Origin of the sequence: Cytobacillus massiliigabonensis, assembly GCF_900199725.1 — a bacterium.
In the GTDB taxonomy this organism is placed as follows: Bacteria; Bacillota; Bacilli; order Bacillales; family Cytobacillaceae; genus Cytobacillus; species Cytobacillus massiliigabonensis.
Genome location: NZ_LT904903.1, coordinates 814,677 through 834,011, shown reverse-complemented (window position 1 = coordinate 834,011; position 19,335 = coordinate 814,677). Strand labels below are relative to the sequence as shown.

General features: G+C 38.0%; 17 protein-coding genes. 3 read left to right on the top strand and 14 right to left on the bottom strand.

Features of this window, described 5'->3' with window-relative positions; translation table 11 throughout:
* Positions 1–1,427: 1,427 nt before the first annotated feature.
* Entirely contained in the window at positions 1,428–2,939 is a 1,512-nt protein-coding gene (cls, locus tag C1726_RS10085; protein ID WP_102273017.1) for a cardiolipin synthase, read from the bottom strand.
* A gap of 150 nt (positions 2,940–3,089) precedes the next feature.
* The gene (locus tag C1726_RS10080) at positions 3,090–4,520 is read right to left on the bottom strand and encodes an erythromycin esterase family protein (RefSeq protein ID WP_102273261.1); all 1,431 of its coding nucleotides are present in this window, start codon (positions 4,518–4,520) and stop codon (positions 3,090–3,092) included.
* A 132-nt stretch (positions 4,521–4,652) separates the two neighbouring features.
* Between C1726_RS10080 and C1726_RS10075 the strand changes: the two genes are divergently transcribed.
* A complete protein-coding gene (locus tag C1726_RS10075) occupies positions 4,653–5,150 on the top strand; it encodes a GNAT family N-acetyltransferase (protein WP_102273016.1) in 498 nt (165 codons plus the stop codon).
* A gap of 136 nt (positions 5,151–5,286) precedes the next feature.
* Here the strand turns inward: C1726_RS10075 and C1726_RS10070 are convergent, their stop codons facing one another.
* Both C1726_RS10070 and ggt read right to left on the bottom strand, forming a co-directional pair.
* Positions 5,287–5,613 (bottom strand): SCP2 sterol-binding domain-containing protein, encoded by a 327-nt coding sequence (locus C1726_RS10070; protein ID WP_102273015.1) that lies wholly within the window; start codon positions 5,611–5,613, stop codon positions 5,287–5,289.
* Positions 5,614–5,757: 144 nt separating this feature from the next.
* Positions 5,758–7,527 (bottom strand): gamma-glutamyltransferase, encoded by a 1,770-nt coding sequence (ggt, locus tag C1726_RS10065; RefSeq protein WP_102273014.1) that lies wholly within the window; start codon positions 7,525–7,527, stop codon positions 5,758–5,760.
* A gap of 227 nt (positions 7,528–7,754) precedes the next feature.
* On the opposite strand from ggt, the gene C1726_RS10060 reads away from it, so the two are divergent.
* Positions 7,755–8,267: an acyl-CoA thioesterase gene (locus C1726_RS10060; RefSeq protein ID WP_102273013.1), complete on the top strand. Its 513-nt coding sequence runs from the start codon at positions 7,755–7,757 to the stop codon at positions 8,265–8,267.
* A gap of 38 nt (positions 8,268–8,305) precedes the next feature.
* Here C1726_RS10060 and C1726_RS10055 read toward each other — a convergent pair whose 3' ends face one another.
* The 6 genes from C1726_RS10055 to C1726_RS26755 all read right to left on the bottom strand — a co-directional run bounded on the left by C1726_RS10055 (position 8,306) and on the right by C1726_RS26755 (position 14,849).
* Positions 8,306–8,848, bottom strand: coding sequence for an RNA polymerase sigma factor (locus C1726_RS10055; protein ID WP_102273012.1), 543 nt, complete (start codon positions 8,846–8,848; stop codon positions 8,306–8,308).
* A 96-nt stretch (positions 8,849–8,944) separates the two neighbouring features.
* The gene (locus tag C1726_RS10050) at positions 8,945–10,270 is read right to left on the bottom strand and encodes a polysaccharide biosynthesis protein (protein WP_102273011.1); all 1,326 of its coding nucleotides are present in this window, start codon (positions 10,268–10,270) and stop codon (positions 8,945–8,947) included.
* Positions 10,271–10,476: 206 nt separating this feature from the next.
* The gene (locus C1726_RS10045; RefSeq protein WP_102273010.1) at positions 10,477–11,022 is read right to left on the bottom strand and encodes a DUF1697 domain-containing protein; all 546 of its coding nucleotides are present in this window, start codon (positions 11,020–11,022) and stop codon (positions 10,477–10,479) included.
* A gap of 139 nt (positions 11,023–11,161) precedes the next feature.
* A complete protein-coding gene (locus C1726_RS10040; protein WP_102273009.1) occupies positions 11,162–12,436 on the bottom strand; it encodes an L-cysteine desulfidase family protein in 1,275 nt (424 codons plus the stop codon).
* 81 nt (positions 12,437–12,517) lie between these two features.
* Positions 12,518–14,401, bottom strand: coding sequence for a ribosomal protection-like ABC-F family protein (gene abc-f, locus C1726_RS10035; RefSeq protein ID WP_102273008.1), 1,884 nt, complete (start codon positions 14,399–14,401; stop codon positions 12,518–12,520).
* Positions 14,402–14,717: 316 nt separating this feature from the next.
* Complete coding sequence (locus tag C1726_RS26755) at positions 14,718–14,849, bottom strand: RAxF-45 family protein (RefSeq protein WP_268877013.1); 132 nt, start codon at positions 14,847–14,849, stop codon at positions 14,718–14,720.
* Positions 14,850–15,042: 193 nt separating this feature from the next.
* On the opposite strand from C1726_RS26755, the gene C1726_RS10030 reads away from it, so the two are divergent.
* Positions 15,043–15,726, top strand: a complete 684-nt coding sequence (locus C1726_RS10030; RefSeq protein WP_102273007.1) for a DUF421 domain-containing protein — start codon at positions 15,043–15,045, stop codon at positions 15,724–15,726.
* Positions 15,727–15,802: 76 nt separating this feature from the next.
* Here C1726_RS10030 and C1726_RS10025 read toward each other — a convergent pair whose 3' ends face one another.
* The 4 genes from C1726_RS10025 to liaF form a co-directional block, all read right to left on the bottom strand.
* Complete coding sequence (locus C1726_RS10025) at positions 15,803–16,753, bottom strand: cation diffusion facilitator family transporter (RefSeq protein WP_102273006.1); 951 nt, start codon at positions 16,751–16,753, stop codon at positions 15,803–15,805.
* Between the two features lie 129 nt (positions 16,754–16,882).
* On the bottom strand, positions 16,883–17,515 hold the full coding sequence (locus C1726_RS10020) for a response regulator transcription factor (RefSeq protein ID WP_102273005.1): 633 nt from the start codon (positions 17,513–17,515) through the stop codon (positions 16,883–16,885).
* Between the two features lie 41 nt (positions 17,516–17,556).
* Entirely contained in the window at positions 17,557–18,579 is a 1,023-nt protein-coding gene (locus tag C1726_RS10015) for a sensor histidine kinase (protein ID WP_102273004.1), read from the bottom strand.
* Positions 18,576–19,310, bottom strand: a complete 735-nt coding sequence (gene liaF / locus C1726_RS10010) for a cell wall-active antibiotics response protein LiaF (protein ID WP_102273003.1) — start codon at positions 19,308–19,310, stop codon at positions 18,576–18,578. The genes C1726_RS10015 and liaF overlap by 4 nt, the downstream gene beginning before the upstream one ends.
* Between the last annotated feature and the right edge of the window lie 25 nt (positions 19,311–19,335).

Below are 19,335 nucleotides of genomic sequence, written 5' to 3'. Positions count from 1 at the left end.
TCATTCTTGTAATAAAACTACCTGCGGGAACGATTAGCTATTAATCGTTACCCCATTCTTTTAAAAAAATAATCTGCGGGAACGATTAGCTATTAATCGTTACCCCATTCTTTTAAAAAAATAATCTGCGGGAACGATTAGCTATTAATCGTTACCTCATTCTTGTAAAAAAGCGATCTACGGGAACGATTAGCGGTTTATCGTTACCTCATTCTTGTAATAAAACTATCTGCGGGAACGATTAGCTATTAATCGTTACCCCATTCTTTTAAAAAAATAATCTGCGGGAACGATTAGCTATTAATCGTTACCTCATTCTTGTAAAAAAGCGATCTACGGGAACGATTAGCGGTTTATCGTTACCTCATTCTTGTAATAAAACTACCTGCGGGAACGATTAGCTATTAATCGTTACCCCATTCTTTTAAAAAAATAATCTGCGGGAACGATTAGCTATTAATCGTTACCCCATTCTTTTAAAAAAATAATCTGCGGGAACGATTAGCTATTAATCGTTACCTCATTCTTGTAAAAAAGCGATCTACGGGAACGATTAGCGGTTTATCGTTACCTCATTCTTGTAATAAAACTATCTGCGGGAACGATTAGCTATTAATCGTTACCCCATTCTTTTAAAAAAATAATCTGCGGGAACGATTAGCTATTAATCGTTACCTCATTCTTGTAAAAAAGCGATCTACGGGAACGATTAGCGGTTTATCGTTACCTCATTCTTGTAATAAAACTACCTGCGGGAACGATTAGCTATTAATCGTTACCCCATTCTTTTAAAAAAATAATCTGCGGGAACGATTAGCTATTAATCGTTACCCCATTCTTTTAAAAAAATAATCTGCGGGAACGATTAGCTATTAATCGTTACCTCATTCTTGTAAAAAAGCGATCTACGGGAACGATTAGCGGTTTATCGTTACCTCATTCTTGTAATAAAACTATCTGCGGGAACGATTAGCTATTAATCGTTACCCCATTCTTTTAAAAAAATAATCTGCGGGAACGATTAGCTATTAATCGTTACCTCATTCTTGTAAAAAAGCGATCTACGGGAACGATTAGCGGTTTATCGTTACCTCATTCTTGTAATAAAACTACCTGCGGGAACGATTAGCTATTAATCGTTACCTCATTCTTGTAATAAAACTACCTGCGGGAACGATTAGCTATTAATCGTTCCCTCATCCTTGTAATAAAACTACCTACGGGAACGATTAGCAATTAATCGTTACCTCATTCTTGAAAAAAAACGATCTACGGGAACGATTAGCAATTAATCGTTACCTCATTCTTGTAAAAAAACGATCTATGGGAACGATTAGCAATTAATCGTTACCTCATTCCTATAAAAAACGATCTGCGATACAATTAGTGGATTTATCGAAGCACCTACATTTTTACCGAACTGCCTCCTAGAGTACACCCGAAAATAAACGGGCAAAGGATTCTTTAGATCTTTCTGCAAATCCCCTTTTATAATATTGAACAGGGCTTATTTTCTCACTTTCCTCCATATCTTGTTCGTAATGAGCTACAAGATCACGAATGGAGCTTGTGCCATATAAGAAGACATTCACTTCAAAATTTAAATGAAAGCTCCGCATATCCATATTTGCTGTTCCAAGCGAGGCTAAATTCCCATCTATAATAATAATCTTTTGATGAAGAAATCCCTTTTTATAGGAATAGATCTCAGCACCTGTTCGCAGCAGCTCTGGAAAATAAGATCGGCTCGCATATTGAGTTAAAAATCCGTCATTTACTTCAGGCACCATGATTCTTACCTCCACTCCTTTTGCAGCTGCAATCCTTAAAGCCATCCGTATGCCCTCATCTGGAATAAAATAAGGTGTTGCAATCCAAATAGACTTTTCCGCACTGGCAATCATTGCAAAGTAAAAGTCACACATGAGGCCTTGCCGGGTATCAGGCCCGCTAGCCACAACCTGTACAGCTCCATCAAGAATAGAATCATCTATGTCCGTTTCCCTCTTAGCATATTTTTTCAATACTCTTTCTCCGCTTACATATTCCCAATCCAGCAAAAAAACCGTATGAAGAGAATACACTGCCTCACCTGTCAGCTTCATATGGGTGTCACGCCAAAATCCGATCTTCTTGTCTTCTCCAAGATATTCCACTCCAACATTTAAACCGCCAACAAAACCAATCTTCCCATCAACAATAATAATTTTCCTGTGATTGCGAAAGTTTAACTTTTGATTAAAGAATCCATATTTCAATGGAGAAAATACTTGCACCTTTACCCCTGCCTGCTCCATCAATTGAATGTCATCAGGTGCAATCTTTCGGCTGCCAGCTGCATCGAATATAAATAAAACCTCGACCCCTTGTTTTGCCTTTTCTATTAAGATGCTAATAATTTCCTTCCCAAGCCGGTCCGTGCGAAAAATATAATATTCAATATGAATGTACTGTTCAGCCTCTTTCAGCCTTTCTTTAATTTCTGAAAAAGTCTCCTCCCCATTCTTAAGGACATACGATCGAGATGCAGTGCTTATTGGGGTTGGTGATCGATGGTTTGCAAATTTCGCAAAAGAATGCTGCCCATCCTGTAAAAAAGATAAATCTGGAGATTCGTCCTGTTGAAGGAGCCTTTTCCATTCCTCTCTATCCTTCTTTCTCTTGCTTCTAAACAGATAGCCTTTTAAATATAATTGCCCTGAAAACAAATAGAACAAGTATCCAAGCAAAGGAAAAAACACTAGTACATATATCCACAGGAGTGTATGCTGAGGGGATCGATTTTCCAGCATTAATGAGTAAATACTAACCATAATGGCTGCAATGTATAAGATGAAAAGCCATGTCTTTGCTGCGAGGCTTAGATTGGATAATAGTATCAGCGAAAGAGAAAAGGCTAAAATGAAAGCAATTAAAAATTCAACCCGGCGTTTTCTCATTCTTTCTCCTCCACATAGAAAAAGTATAATTAGAGATTAATGTACATATCATACCCATATTGAATAGCTTTAAAAGCCAGTACCCAACAAATGTTTAACTTGTATAATAAAAAGCCCCTTAATAAAAGGAGCTTCTCCATACTTCATTCCTTATTTTATATAAATTGGCGCTTTAACTTTATTAATTAAAAGTAGTCCATCATACTGGTCTCTAGGGACAAAACTTTCCTCCATAATCCCCCAGCTATAGGCAAAACGCGGTTCAAACATCCATGAACTCCCCCGCTCATTTTGGCGATACCTTATATCAATGAAGGTATACGGACTTTGCCTGCTTCCTAAAATATCTTCAATCGAACCGCTTTTTACAGGAAGAACACTCATTGGATTGCGCATATTATCTGCCGTTTCCCCACTTGCCATGTACAATCCTAACACATAGCTATATTTTTTTATTTCGTCAGGTAATAGCTCTCCCATTAGCTTGACTGGATACGGCGATCCTTGTACTTCTGATTGAGATTTACGAATATGATCATTATGTCCCCAAACGATAAATTTTTCGTTCGGATAGACTTCGGTAGCCAGCCAGATTAAATTGGCTAACATCGCTTGATCACGCCATTCCATTGATTTTAAAAATGATGTGGGATCATAGTTTTCCATCTCAATATTAGATTTTATGTTAATTTCCACATATTCTTTAACGACTCTTACTCTTTCATTTAAAGCCCGTTCCATTAATTTTACAATTTGAGGTTCGTCAGGGTATGCTGTCTTTAACGCTTTTTCCTTTTGTTTCACCTGTGCTGATACTTGTTCATACGTTTGAATCAGATCTGATTTTGCTTTCTGATATCCCTTTAAATCTTTGCTTCCTCCCCAATTCATCAGCTGCTTTTCCGCTTCAGCTAACTGTTTTGCCAATTTTTCATCCTTAAGCCAGCTTGTATCAATAAATTGACCCTGCTGCTGAATATCAAATCCAGCTAATAGCAGCGGCTGATCAGTATTCCGAGTTGTTTTTATGTAATCAAAGAGAGGTAATGTCTCTTGCGCCCACCAAACGCCAAAAATAGAGTCCTTCATCGCCTGCTCTGCAGATAAACGGCTAATTTTGCCTTGAACATTCATCGAATTACTTATTCCGCTTTCAAATGCAAGGACATTAAATCCCATTTCTTCATGCAAAAATTGAATCAATCTTGTCTTTGCCAAGTTAAACTCAGCCACCCCATGTGAGCTTTCTCCCAAGAAAACAATGCGTTTGTCGTGCAGTAAAGGCTTTAGCATGTCTAAATCTTTGAACCGATCCGCAGGAATCTTTCCCTTCACCGCTGCTTCAGGCTGAATGCTAGAAAGGCTATAGGCATGATCTGCTGTCCACTTTTTCCAATCCTGGAGTGTTTCCATGGAAGTACGTACAGATTCACTATTTGCCGCGGCATACACTGCTTGCTGCTTTCTTTCTCCTCCTTCTGCCGATGCTGCATTTAGTCCTGCCACACCAGTAAAGCTTGTTATTACAGCAGTAAGTGAAAGTAAAACAAGCCTCTTCACATGCTTTTTTCCATCTCTAATACTCAAATTCTCAACCCCAATCAATTATTTTAATATAATCATAAAATTTAAAGGTTAAAATTATGATTGGCTTTGTTTAAAATTTGTTTAAAAATGGTAGAATTGAAGAACATTAACAAGGAGGGGAATCTGATGAATATTAGACTTTTATCACCTAATGATTCTGACGCATATAGAATAATGAGATTAGTGGCTTTGCAGAAACACCCTTCAGCTTTTGCGTCAAGTTACGAGGAGGAAAAAGATCGATCAGCAGAATTTTATGGGGAAAGGTTTCATTCTGAGGAGTCTTTTACTTTTGGAGCATTTGAGGAAGAAAAGCTTATCGGGTCCGTGACTTTGCTAAGAGAAACAAAGCTTAAGTTAAAGCATCGTGCTTTAATTGTTGCTATGTATGTTTCAGAGGAAACACGAAGAAGAGGAGTTGGAAAGGCATTAATTTCTGCTGCACTTGAGAAAGCAAAAGAAATTGAAGGGATTGAACAAATCTACTTAGCTGTCGAATCAACTAATGAACCAGCAAAGAATCTATATTTGTCTTTTGGCTTTGAGGTATTTGGAAAAGATAGAAGAGCGATAAAAATTGAAGACAATTATTATGATGAAGAGCATATGGTGCTGTGTCTCTAACAGCAAATAAACCAGGTAATTTACCCTGGTTTTTTTACTGTTATGTTTGCCCTTTAGAACTATTCTTTAGGACTATTTAATTTTTTCTCTTCATTACAATTGATACTAGTTTTATCAGCTTATTTTCTACCTTGCCTTATTGGTACCTCTTTACAATCTCCTGCAGCTTTAAAGCAAGTCCAATTTTTCCATCCACCTTTAAGCCGCCTGTCATAAATGCCATCGTTGTATTTAACTCATCCTTTAACAGCTTTGAAAAGTTTTTATCAGAAAGGATCAGCGTTACTTCTGGTTCATTTGGAGTCCCCTCTGCAATTTCGATTCTTCCATCCTTTAGTACAATTTGAAGTGTGCCGGCCTCATCTAAATTCACCTGAAAAACACGATCCTTTTCACTCTCAATGTGCACAGGATTCTCATTCATTTTTTCCGCTAAATTCTTAAGTTCCGTAATAACTGACATTCGCCATCCCCCTTAGCTTTTAGTTGTTTCTCTTTAAAGTTCAACGATCGATGCATCAATTCCTCTATTTGAATGAATATTCACTCATTTTTTCACGAATAATAAACAACAGCCCCCTCCTGCATGAAGGGTGCTGTTGTTTGTTTATCTCTTATTTCCCTTTAGATCAATCCCAATGGCTGCTCCGTTCCTGCTTGAATCTGCTACACCTTTAAATGTACCATTCTGATGATCAATAAATATACTTTGAACATTCCCGATAGTGACAGGAGTTTTGCCAAATTTATGTCCCATTTGATTCAGTCTATTAATGACCTCTTTAGAGATTCCTTCCTCATATCGGTAAGAATCTAAATTGTTCGTATAGATTCTTGGTTCCTCAACTGCAGCTTTCAGCTCCATATCATATTCAATCGCATGAATTATTGTTTGAAGGACAGAAGTAATAATGGTTGCTCCTCCTGGTGAGCCCACCGTTAATACTGGTTTGTCATCCTTAAAGACAATGGTTGGTGTCATGCTGCTTAATGGCCGTTTATTCGGCTGTACCTCATTTGCGCCGCCAGGGACTGCATCGAAATCGGTCAGCTCATTATTTAGCATAACCCCATAGCCTGGAACCATAATTCCTGTTCCAAATAATTGCTCAATGGTCGTCGTATAGGATACGACATTCCCCCATCTGTCTGTTACAGAGAAGTGCGTTGTTTCCCCATATTTGCGATCATTTGGCTGTTTTGTTTGATCATAATTGGCTAATTTTGATTCATATTTCCAAGGGTCACCTGCTGATGGATTTTTGTTTACTTTATTTAAGCTGATCAGCTTTTGGCGTTCTTTAATGTATTCAGGGTGCAAAAGTCCATTTATAGGTACGTTAACAAACTCAGGGTCCCCTGCATATGCTGCACGGTCAGCATAGGCTAAATGCATCGCCTCAGAAAGGAGATGATATTTTTCCCATGACTTCACATCATATTGTTGAAGATTAAAATCATCCAATATCTTTAGCATCTGCAGAAGAAACACTCCGCCAGAGCTTGGAGGCGGCATACTGGCAATCTCGTAGCCTTGATAGTCACCCCAAATGGGCTTGTCGATTGTTACATGATATTTTTTCAAATCTTCCGGTGTCATCGAACCACCAAATGCTTGCACAGTGTTAGCAATTGCTTTTGCAGCAGGACCATTATAAAATCCTGCAGATCCTTTCGAACGAATAAGCTTAAATGTTTTCGCTAGATCTTTTTGGACAAGCGTTTCTCCTTCAAGTAAAGGTTTTCCGTTTGGCATGAAGACATCCTTAGCAGCTGTTCGTGACAGGACATCCTTATTATCAGCGATTGCATCAGCTAATACTGAATCAATTGGGAAGCCTTTATCTGCAAGCTTAATTGCAGGTTGAATCAGCTGCTGCATCGGACGTGTTCCCCATTTCTCTAAAGCTGTTTCCAGCCCTTTTAAAGTACCAGGCACACCAACTGCTTTCCCTCCAGTTGCCCGTTCAGCAAATGGAATAGGCTTGCCGTTTTTATCCAAAAACATGTCAGGGGCCGCTCCTGCAGGGGCACGTTCACGGCTGTTGATAATGGTGGTTTCCTTTGTTTTCCCATCATAAACCATCATAAATCCACCCCCGCCGATACCTGACATCATCGGCTCTACGACATTTAAGGCAAATTGAATAGCTACAGCTGCATCAATTGCGTTTCCGCCTTTCCGCAAAACTTCTGCACCAATTTCGGATGCTAATGAATGAGCTGTAGCTACCATTCCATCCCTTCCAACATCAACTTGACTGTACTCTTCACCTTTTACATTTTCCCCCTTGGCTTGACTGCTTAATGGCAAGGTTCCTGCAATCAGAAGAATACTAAATAAAACTGCTAAGCTCGCTCTTATCAATCTCCTCATTATTTTCCTCCTTATGTAGACTTGTTCTCATCTACCTTATGAAGCAGAAAAAATGGTTATGTCTCATTCTCCTTTTAAATCGTTTTTTGATAATAACTTCCTACTTCAACTATTTCAAAAGTATGAGATAATTTTTGTTTTTGTAAATTTTTTAAAGTAAATTTCCCTCTAAAACTCTGATATGTTATATTGACGAAATATATATCACTTTTTCAAGGAGGACTAAAATGAGCGAATCAAAGAAATGCAAGGAATCCTTTGTAGTAAAAACAAGTATTGTTTTGCCGCCAGATACAAATGCTTACGGTACATTATTTGGCGGAAAACTAATGGCTTATATTGATGATGTCGCAGGAATTTCTGCTATGCGCCATGCAAGAAAAAATGTTGTAACCGCTTCTACTGATTCTGTGGATTTTTTGCACCCTATTTATCAAGGGAACTCTGTTTGTTTGGAAGCATTTGTGACCTACACTGGCAGATCATCCATGGAGATATTTGTGAAAGTTATTGCCGAGGATTTATTGTCTGGAGAAAGAAATATTTGTGCCATGTCATTCCTGACAATGGTGGCGATCGATGAAAACGGGAAGCCTAGCCCCGTTCCTTCTGTCATCCCAGAAACTGAAGAAGAAAAAAGCTTGTATGATTCCGCAAAGGAACGTGCAGACATTCGAAAAAACAGAAAAAAAGACAGCGAATATCGAGCCAAAAAATATGGGATCAATCAATCGATATAAGAATCTAACTGAGCAGCCCTTCAGCTGCTCAGGCACTTTTATCCATTTGCCACTAGTTCCTTTACCTTTGGACGCAATCGATCCTTCGCACGTCTCATTCTCGTTTTAACTGTAGATATCGGCAAACTTGTCAAATCGCTAATCTCCATTAATGTTTGGTTGTGATAATAGAATAATAGCAAAGGATCCCGATACATTTTTGGAAGATCCTGGAGCGTTTCGACCATCTCTTCCTGACTGCATTTGTTGAGAATGGATTCCTCGGGCTGGAGGGTCACGTTCTTATCTTCTGCATACAGATAAACCTTCTCCTCCCAAAACCGATTGGATGATTTTTCTCTCCTCCAAAAATCCCTGCATTTATTGACCGCTATCTTAAATAACCAATTTTTCACCTTCGCTCTTTCTTCAAAAGATGGCAGTGCTAAATATGCCGAAATTAATACTTCCTGATACAAATCCTCTGCTAGCTCCTTATGCCTTACTAATGAATAAATATAATTAAACAAGGATTTGCCATGTTCTAAAATGCAAGTTTCAAAATATTGATCCATTGATTGTTTGTTTTTACAGATTATCATTTTATATTTCTCCTTAAAAATTTCATCTCTCACATTAATAGACGACTTTTGCTTGCAAAACCCCTACACTTTTTTTAAAAATAATCTTCTATTCTATTAATGAAATCTCTTTAAAGGAGCTAGCAAAATCGTTACACCAATTTTTTTGCAAATGGTCAAGTAATGCATCAGATACAAGACAACTGCTCCTGCATTCATTCCTATGATTACCCCATCCATCTGAAAGGCATGCATCGATCCTAGTAGATAAATGACGGAAAATGAAACGACAGTCGACCAGACAAAATGATAAAGAGCTTCCTTCATTAGACCAATACCAATTAAAAAGGCTTGCATCGGTATGATGAAATAGTGCAAAAGGAAAAATGGCCAAAGCATTTGTAAATACACCGCAGCATCAGGTGAATGGAAAAATATCCTCGTAATCGGCTCAGCAAAAAAATAAAAGAGTGTAACAGCGGGAACTCCATACAAAATCGTTACTTTAAACACTTGCTGAAGTAGACTCTGTAATTTTTGATTATCTTTATCTGCATAAGCTTTTGAAACTGTTGGGATTAACATAATTAAAAACGAATGCGCAATGAATGCCGGAAAGAAACCTATAGTCATTGCGATTCCAGCAAGCATGCCAAAGTGCTCAGTAGCGACTACTCCGCTTACTCCTGCTTGCAAAAGAGCAGCCTTTATTAGAAATGGTTCGATCGCATGTGTCAGCGCATGAAATACCCTCATTGCGGTCGTTGGAATCGATACAGCCATTAAACTGCGTCGGACCGTTTTTCCGCTCATCTCTTCATTAGGCTCCTTTTTAACTTGCTGGAACTGAATAATAAACATATGAAGCAAGTATAAAAAGACAACCACCTCACTGCCAATCAGCGTACAAAAGGCAATAAACACGGAGGTCTTTGTATCAAATTGAAAAAACTGATATAGGAATACAAGGAACAAAAGCTGAAAGAGCTTACGTAAGAAATTATACGTAGCAATTTTCCCCATCTGATTCTTCCCCATAAAAAAACCTCTTGTTATTGAGGAAAAAGAAACGATTGGTATAAACGCTATAACGACCCACCTGAGATATGGGTGGTACTGGTCAAAAACAGTTAGAAAAGGCATGACCAGCATCGCAATCGGCATAAGAACAGCGGTGAAAATCACTGTCAATTTAATCACATGGTTCAGCATGCTTTGATGGTACTTTTTATCCTTTTCAGCAATAAACTTAGAAATCGAAATTGGCAGTTCAAAGCTTGCTAGAAGAACGATTAGAAAAATTGTCGGCAGAATAGACATATACATGCCAAGCCCGTTTTCTCCTAACTCTCTGGCTAAAACCATATTTACTAAAAATTCAATGCATTCACCAGCAAAAGCAGCAACCGCCAGCAACAGTGTTCCTTTAAAAAATGTATTCATCCTGTCTCCCCTTATACATCTGACTCGTTAGACCGGTTTCGCTTTCCGGTACGCATTCTATATAAGATATGAGACAAGTTGTTTAATTATTTTATTGTTTTTCTTTTAAGGGATTCAGATTTTTAAAAAAAGAAAGAGGCCGTCATGCGTAGAAAAACCGCTTGGACTAAAAAATCCAAACGGTTTTATGATTATCATCTGGAGAACTAACTATTTTGTGCTTGCATAAGTTCATATATTTTACGAGAGGTATTCACATTTCTTACTGTCACTTGTTTATACAACTTTGATCCAATGATCTTTGTCATTCCGCTTTTCGTCACATTTTTCTTATCAACGGACCAAAGAATTGCTCCGGGGACATATTTCACCGTATCAATATTTGGTTTGATAACCAAATCCAAAAGTACAGACTCATCATCAATTTCATCCCATAAAAACATGACATCACTTTTCATGTCTTTATCATTTTTCCATGTGTCGGGAATTGCGTCAATGATTCTTTTGATGTCATCGAAACTTCGAATAACCACTTTAATTTGTAATCCGAAATCAACTTGTATCGCCTCTTCCAAAATACGCGATAGTTCCGTTTTTGATGGACCTTCGCAGGAAAAAATAATATTGCCAGTATTGATATATGTCAACACATTATTCATTCCGACCTGTTCAAACGTCTGTTTAAGCAGTTTCATGTCAATTTTATTTTTTCCACCCACATTAATTCCCCGAAGAAGTGCGATATGAACCATAAACATCCCCCTTTCAACTTTTTACTTATTAGTCTTATCTTAATGACTATACTTGCTTTTCTAACCTGTTCATTAACATAGAATTTTTCACAAACGATTACTGAACTACTTAAACATGCCTGTCAGTCTCAAATGGCATTTATTTCTCTAACATCAATTTCAAAATCATTTCATCTGTTTGCCTTGTTCCTTCATTTCCGAGCTTACAAAAGCTTTCAATGCTTTTTTCAACATCATCATGAATGAAGCCATCTGTAGAGCTGATTTCTTGATGGTTTAATGCTAGTAATGCAGATTGGACGGCTACATTCGAGCAGGTTGAGACCTTCATCGCACAGCCTGCCTTTGCCCCATCACAAATCATCCCAGAAACATTTCCGATTGTATTTTGAACAGCTGCCTTTACTTGCTGAATCCCTCCATCCAGCAAATAAACAATCGCAGCACTTGCTCCCATTCCAGCAGCTGTTACACCGCATAAAGCCGACAAACGCCCAAATTTTGATTTGATGTGTATTGTGATTAAATGGCTCAGTGCTACTGCACGAATCATTTTTTCCTCTGAAACTTTCAGCTTTAATGCTGCAGCAACCACAGGTAATGTTACAGCAATTCCCTGGTTCCCGCTTCCCGTATTTGCCATGACGGGAAGGGTAGACCCAGCCATCCTTGCATCAGAGCCTGCTGCAGCAAGAGACATAGCTGCTGTCGCCAAATCATCTGACAAGATGCCTTTTTTCACATTATCCTGAATCGTTTTTCCAACATTTAAACCATAGGTACCGGCTAAGCCTTCCATCCCAATTGCCTGATTTAATTCAATACTCTTTTTTACGAGTGTTAAATCACTTATATTTATCTGAAGAACCCAATCATATATTTCATCGATTGTAAGCTCATCAAGTTCTTCCTCATCCGTTTGGATTCCAATATTTTCACAGCCGCCAAGGAAAACAGCTTTACCATCTACCTCAATTAATGTAATATTGCTATGATTATCAGAAATAACAACCTTACAAATCTGCTCCTCTGTTTCCACAATGACCTCAATATAAAGCCTTTTAGGCGTATCTGCTTGCCCTGCAGTTACCTTTCCTTCTTCAATTAGCCTAATGGCACGCAGCTCATCTTCATTCGTAAGGCCGTCTAACACTTCAAGTTTTTTTGAAGGATCACCTGCAACAGCCCCAAGTGCAGCAGCAAAATCCAAGCCTTTTCCTGTCATTCCAGGGATTCCGACAGACTTAGCATTTTTAATAATATTTCCGCTAGCCTTCACACAGATCTTCTCTATCCCTCCCTTAATGTGACTCTTTGCAGTTGCAGCCGCAAGGGCAATAGCTACTGGCTCCGTACAGCCTAATGCAACAACTAATTCCTTTTCTAATATAGACATGATTTTATTCTTTTCCATTTGACCCCACCTGCTTCTCCATAATGTACAATTATCTAAAATTCTATCATAAACATTGTGGGATTTTTCAAAAAAATATAATTACAGCCATTTCTCTAATTGCTGATACAATACTTCCCTTCTTTTTTCCAAATCCTCTTTTTTCTTATATAATTTTTGCAGATTTTCTAAAACTTCTTCACATTCCATTTCTATCTCTACTAGCAAAAGGGCTGCTTCTAATTCCTCTATTAAACTTTCCAATTCCATCATGTTCTGTTCATTGCTTCTTTGCTTTGTTGTCGGTTCTTTAAGCACACTCTCTTTTCTCATTGGACTTTCTGGAACAATTGCTTTTCTTTGTTCATCTAACTTTTTCTTAGCCCAGTTGTAGTCTCCTGCAAAGAAGTGAACTTGTTTATCATCAATCCAATAAATCTTCTGAAAAATTTTGTTGATAAAGAACCGGTCATGAGATACTGCCAAAATGGTTCCTTGATAATCCTCAAGTGCTTCCTCTAAAACCTCTCTAGATTCAATATCTAAATGATTCGTTGGCTCATCCAATATAAGAAAGTTAATATCCTGATACATAAGCTGTGCCAAGCGGAGCCTCATTTTTTCTCCGCCGCTTAATTGTGAAACCTTTCTAAAAACTGCGTACCCGTAGAATAAGAAACGCGCAAGAATATGACGAGCTTCCCCTTCGGTAACTGATACCTCCTCACGGAACATCTCGATAACGGATTGATCCCTTGCTCCAGCAAAAACATGCTGGGATAGATAGCCCACCTTCACATTGCTTCCTCGACGCACTTCTCCAATATCAGCCTCAATCTCATCAAGAATCATTTTTATCAATGTTGATTTTCCCGTCCCATTATCGCCAATAATGGCAATTCTGTCTTGAAATTGAACATGTATATTTACTCTATTAAATAAGTTCCGGTTCCCAAAAGATTTGGAAACTCCCTTCATATAGACAACATCTTTCCCGCTTCGGTCAGATGAATCTAAATCCATATTCATCTTCTTCCGGTTTATGTTGGGACGGTTTAGCTTCTCCATTCGTTCAAGCGCCTTCTCCATACTCCGTGCCCGGCGATGAAGTCCTGCGTTTGGGGGATTAGCCTGATTGGCCCACTCTTTTAACCGTTTAATTGTTTCTTTCATTTTTTTTATTTTTTTCTGCTGTTCCTCATACTGCTGAAACTCCCTTAACAGCCTCTCCTCCTTCTCTTTTACAAATCCTGAGTAGTTGGCATGATAGAGTGTTAATTCACCATCCTCCAGATCAAGAATTTTATTTGCTGTCTCGTCTAAAAAATACCGATCATGAGAGATGATGACAACCGTTCCGTCATATTCTTTCAAAAATCCTGCCAGCCATTCAACAGCCTTTATATCAAGATGATTGGTAGGCTCATCCAGCAATAGAAGATTTGGACTTTTAAGCAGCATATGGCCAAGACAAATTTTTGTTTTCTCCCCGCCGCTTAAAGAGTTAAAATCCTTATTTAATAGCTCGGCAATATTTAGCCCATTGCTGATTCGGTCGATAAAAGCATCCATTTCATATCCATTTTGAAGAGTAAACTGCTCCTGAAGCTCCCCATATTTATGGATTAGTCTACTTAACTTTTCAGAATTGGTTTCCTCCCCCATTTCCTTCTCTAACTTTTTCATATCTGCTTCCATTTCCACTAAATGTGTAAAGGCTATTTTCAATACATCTATCGTCTTCATCCCATTAGGATAACTTGGAATTTGTTCTAAAAACCCAATTTCACACCCCTTTTGCCAATGAACCTGGCCTGAATCAGGTACCTCCATTCCTGCTAATAGCTTAAACAGAGTTGTTTTCCCGCTGCCATTTCTGCCAACCAAACCAACGATATCCTTTTCATGTATTTCAAATGAAAGATTCTCAAACACAGAATTTCCGCCGTACATTTTTCCAAGCTGTTGTCCACTGCATGCAATCATTATTTATACCTCCGTTAATTTACATATTTAAAAAATTCACAAAAACATTCAAGTGTATCTGCTCTAAATATAAATGTCGGTCTGCCTTATTTCGCTGGCATAGTTATTACTTCGTACATATAGGCTTGCTCAATTAATCAGACCGACTATTTATTTTCTGACAAAAAAAGACCATAGGAATGCATCATCCTATGGCCCAGTGGAATGGTAAAAGGAGAGCATAAAGAAGCCCTCCTTTTACCATTCCTTATTATAAGATTGTCATAAAGAAGTTTGTTCTTCCTCATGTACAACATAAGTGGGTAAAGTGATGTTCTCACTGTTTGGTTTTCATTATGCAATTGCTAAAAAAAGGCACACGTATCCCGTTAAAAGCAGCATCATGAAAAATTGCACGGCAAAGATATAAATGTTTCATTTCTTCACGTGCAAAAACAGCTTGAGTCATCCCTTCTCCACCTCCATTTCAAATTAGTTATGTATATTTTAATATTTCTGCAATTCAAAATCAACAAATTTCCAATTATCAGGACAATAAATTTTGGTCAAATCTATTCATATTTTCAACAGGCAGGTTAAATACTAAAAAATAGGAGAAATACGGAGTTTATTATTATCATTTTTCGATTGGGGATTTAACATTGAGTATCGTTCACTTAACAATTGATTTATTCGTAGGCTTCTTTTTTTTGTTTATCATTATTAAGTTTGTAGGAAGGAAAATTATTAATCAAATCTCTCCGTTTACATTTATTGCATCCATTGTTTTAAGTGAGATGCTCGGAAATGCGATGTATGAAGACAAGGTAGGCGTTTTCTACATTATCTACTCCATGGGACTGTGGGGAATTTTATTATTTACTGTTGAATATCTTGATCGGAAGTTTTTATTTTTCAGAGGAATCTCCCAAGGAAAGCCTATCGCTCTTATAAAAAACGGAGTAGTAGATAAAGATGCATTAAAGAAAGGAAGGTTAAATCTAAATCAGCTGCAAAGTCTCCTTCGCCAGAGCGAAACCTTTTCTATTCGCGAAGTTGCCTATTGCTACTTAGAAGGAAATGGTTCCATCAGTATTCTTAAAAAGTCACGCTACCAAAAAACAACGCAGGAGGATTTTAATCTCCCGGGGAGTGCTGTTCATGTGCCAGTTACACTTATTCGTGATGGGACCGTTTTATGGGATGAAATAAACAATCTTGGTTTTGATGAAACCTGGTTAAATCAGCAGCTCTCCCCATTCAAAATAGCCAATTACAAAGACGTGTTCCTAGCTGAATGGCTGGAGGGTGATGGGATTTTTGTCCAGACTATTTCTTCACCATAAGTATAAAAATTACCCAACACGAACAAAGCTCACAAAAATGTCCACAAACCGTGTCTTGCACGGTCCGTGGACATTTTTATTTCCAAGTCTGAATTTGATCCGTTTCTAATATACCCAAGGTGACATCACCTATATCAGGATCTTCCAGCAATTTATCCCTTACTCTAAACTTTATATCATCTGCATCAGCAAGCGATAACCCTTCAGTTAATTCAATATAGCTTTCTACATGATACTTTCGGCCTTCCTGAAGAATTCTTAAATTTTGAATATCAACAACATGGTCATCAGATAAAATGAGCGCTGCTACACGATCTTCTACTTCTTTTGGTGCGGCTACTCCAATTAAGCCTAATGTGTTTTCATAGCCAATCTTTATGGCTATCCCTACTAAAAGCAGACCAATCAATAGCGTTCCAATTCCATCAAGAATATACAAGCCCGTAAAATGAGCGATAACAATTGATATAAGGGCTAACAAAGCTCCAAATGTAGCAATAATATCTTCATAAAACACCAATCGGGTCGGTGGAGAAGCTAGACGGACATTCTTTATTGCTACAGCAACAACCCCAAACCCTTTTGAAGTGCTTCTTGATTCATGAGCAATTTCTTTCATTGCCTTAAATAGAATGAAACCATCAATGAACACAGCAAATAACATAACAGCAACATTAAGCCAAATATCAGTGGATTCCTTCGGATGCTGAATTAATTCCCAGCCTTTATGTATGGTTTCATAAGCCATAATCGAAATAACAATCACCGCAATCAAAACAAAAAGATTAATGACCCTCCCAAAGCCTGTTGGAAATTTCTTTGTTGGTGCCTTTTCAGCCAAAGCACTTCCCAAAAAAACAAATCCCTGATTCAATGCATCTGCTAAAGAGTGAAGGGTCGTAGCAAGCATTGCTCCGCTTCCGCTAATAACTGCCGCCACTCCTTTAACGATAGCAAGTACTGTATTGCCAAGAGCGGCAATCCCTGAAGACTTATTCCCCTTTTTCAAAAAGCTAATAAATGACATATCATCACCTGCCTCATACTATTTAGCTAAATTATGCTCTATAAATAAATGCCCTTATTTAGTATTCTCCAAATAAAAAAGAGCTATCAATTTAATTAGCCCTTTTCACCTTCAATTATATACTTTTCCTTATTCAGCCAGTGAATGTTTAAATGCGTATATAACAGCCTGGGTACGGTCCTGTACCTGCAGTTTGCTAAGTATGTTACTAACATGTGTTTTCACTGTTTTTAACGCAATAAAAAGCTCATCAGCTATTTCTTGGTTTGTTTTGCCTTCTGTCATTAACAAAAGGATTTCCATTTCCCTGCTTGTCAGCTCTTCATGAGGAAGCTGCTGTGTTTTCTGCCTCATTTTCACCATCATTTTTCCCGTTACCTCTGGCTCAAGTACAGATTGGCCATGAAAAGTTGAGCGGACGGCATCTGCAATTTCACTTGCTTTTGATGTTTTTAGCATATAGCTTGTTGCTCCTGCTTCAAGTGCAGGATAAACCTTTTCATCATCTAAAAAGCTTGTAACAATAATAATTTTCGCTTCCGGCCACTGCTCAATAATATTTCTTGTTGATTCAATCCCATCCATTTCTTTCATAACTAAATCCATAAGGATAATGTCTGGACGTAATTCAAGGGCCAATTCAATAGCCGTTCTCCCATTATCAGCCTCTCCAATGACTTCTATATCCGGCTGAGCGGATAAATAAGAAGAAACTCCAATCCTCACCATTTCATGATCATCAACAAACAATACTTTAATCAATTAGCCTCACCCTCTCCTAATTATTGTCACAATTAGACACTTTATATGATTGGTACCTTCACTTCAAGTCGTGTTCCGTTATTTTTCAAACTAATAATCTTCAGTGTACCGCCAACTTCAACAGCGCGTTCATACATGTTTTGCATTCCATATGAACCTGCTTTTGCTTCCTCAACGTCAAAGCCTATGCCATCATCGACCACTCGCAAAATCACAAACTCGTCTCTCTGAATGAGAAGCACTTCAAGTGTCGTTGATTTAGCATGCCGAAGTGTATTTGATACTGATTCTTGCAGGATTCGAAATAAATGATCTTCTATTCCTTTATCTAATGGAAAATCTTCAACCTTCCATTTTATTTCCATTGTTACTTTTTGTGATAATTCAATTAATAGCTCTTCAATTCCTTCCTGCAGCGTCTTTCCTTTTAACGCAACTGGTCTTAAATGAAGAAGGAGTGCTCTCATTTCCAGCTGGGATTGATGAATCATTTCCTCAACCATTTTCAGCTGCTTCGTTTCCCTGTCATCCGTCCTTGTCTTAGCTTCGTTGATTGCAGACATCATCATGGATGCGGCAAAAAGCTGTTGGCTGACAGAATCATGGAGCTCTCGAGCTAAGCGATTTCTTTCTTGAGAAATGATTTCCTGCATTCGGCTCTCAATATCCTCCGCCTTTTCAGTTGCCAGTTTCTGTGAAAGCTTTGCTTGCTCTGCTATTTGTTTTTGAATTTTCTCTACCCTTGTTGCAATTGATTGAATTTCAGACCCTGCGTTTATTTCACTAAGTTCAAGCTGTCTTCCTTCCTCAATCTGATGAAGCCAGCTATCGATTGATTGGATTTGTTTTTTCCAGTGCATACCTGATGTTAACCCGAAGAGAATACCAATGACGATGCTTAAACTTGGAATAAAAATGATAAAAGGAATATCCATTACATCCGTTTCCCATAATGACCGCCAGTCTGCAAGTGGAAACCGAATAAAAAAGAAAACGGTAAACAACACACAAATCAAAATAGAAAGTCCTGCTCCCCAAAACATTTGCCGCTGTACTGTACTCATACACGCTTCACCTCTAAATCACCAACAAGCAATGAGGTGAAGATTTTGATTCTCTGTTCAGCCTGATTAAATCCAGGTGTTTGGATATGAAGGGATTGATTGAATATTTTTGATTCTTGGAAGTCAAAAATTTCTGTTGCTCCCGCAATAACAGAATGGTTAACACTCACTTCCACATCATATGGAACGAGAATATGAATATTGCCAACAAAGTTCCGGATAAAAATGACTGTTTCACCTTTAGGCAGTACGGTATAGCTAAAGTCGATAATTGTATCACCAATTCCAGCTTGAATATTTATATCGCTCCACTCATATCCCTGCTCAGGTGTTTTTTGCTGTCCAAATAATTGATTGGAAAATAGTGATTCCTTTTTAATCACGGTTTCTTTTTCAATAGATGGACGAGACTCCTTGATTATAGGCTTTAAATGGGCTGGACTCCGCTTTGATTGTACAAATTGAATGAAGAAATGCAATAATATTGCCAGCAGAAAAAACTTAAAAGTCATCATGTTAAAAATATTAATAATTAAAAAAATGAGTCCGAACCAAAACAGGAGCTTCCCAGATGTTTTCGTCACCCGTTTTCTCCCTATGTAAATCATACCGATCGACACGAGAAGAGAGAAAATCAAGCCCCGGTTAAAAAAGAAAAATTCTAACAGCAGAACGATGATCCCTAGCAATATAATCCAACTAGCATATTCACTTTTTACTTTGTTTAACATCGGACTTCCTCCCTTCTGCGAGACC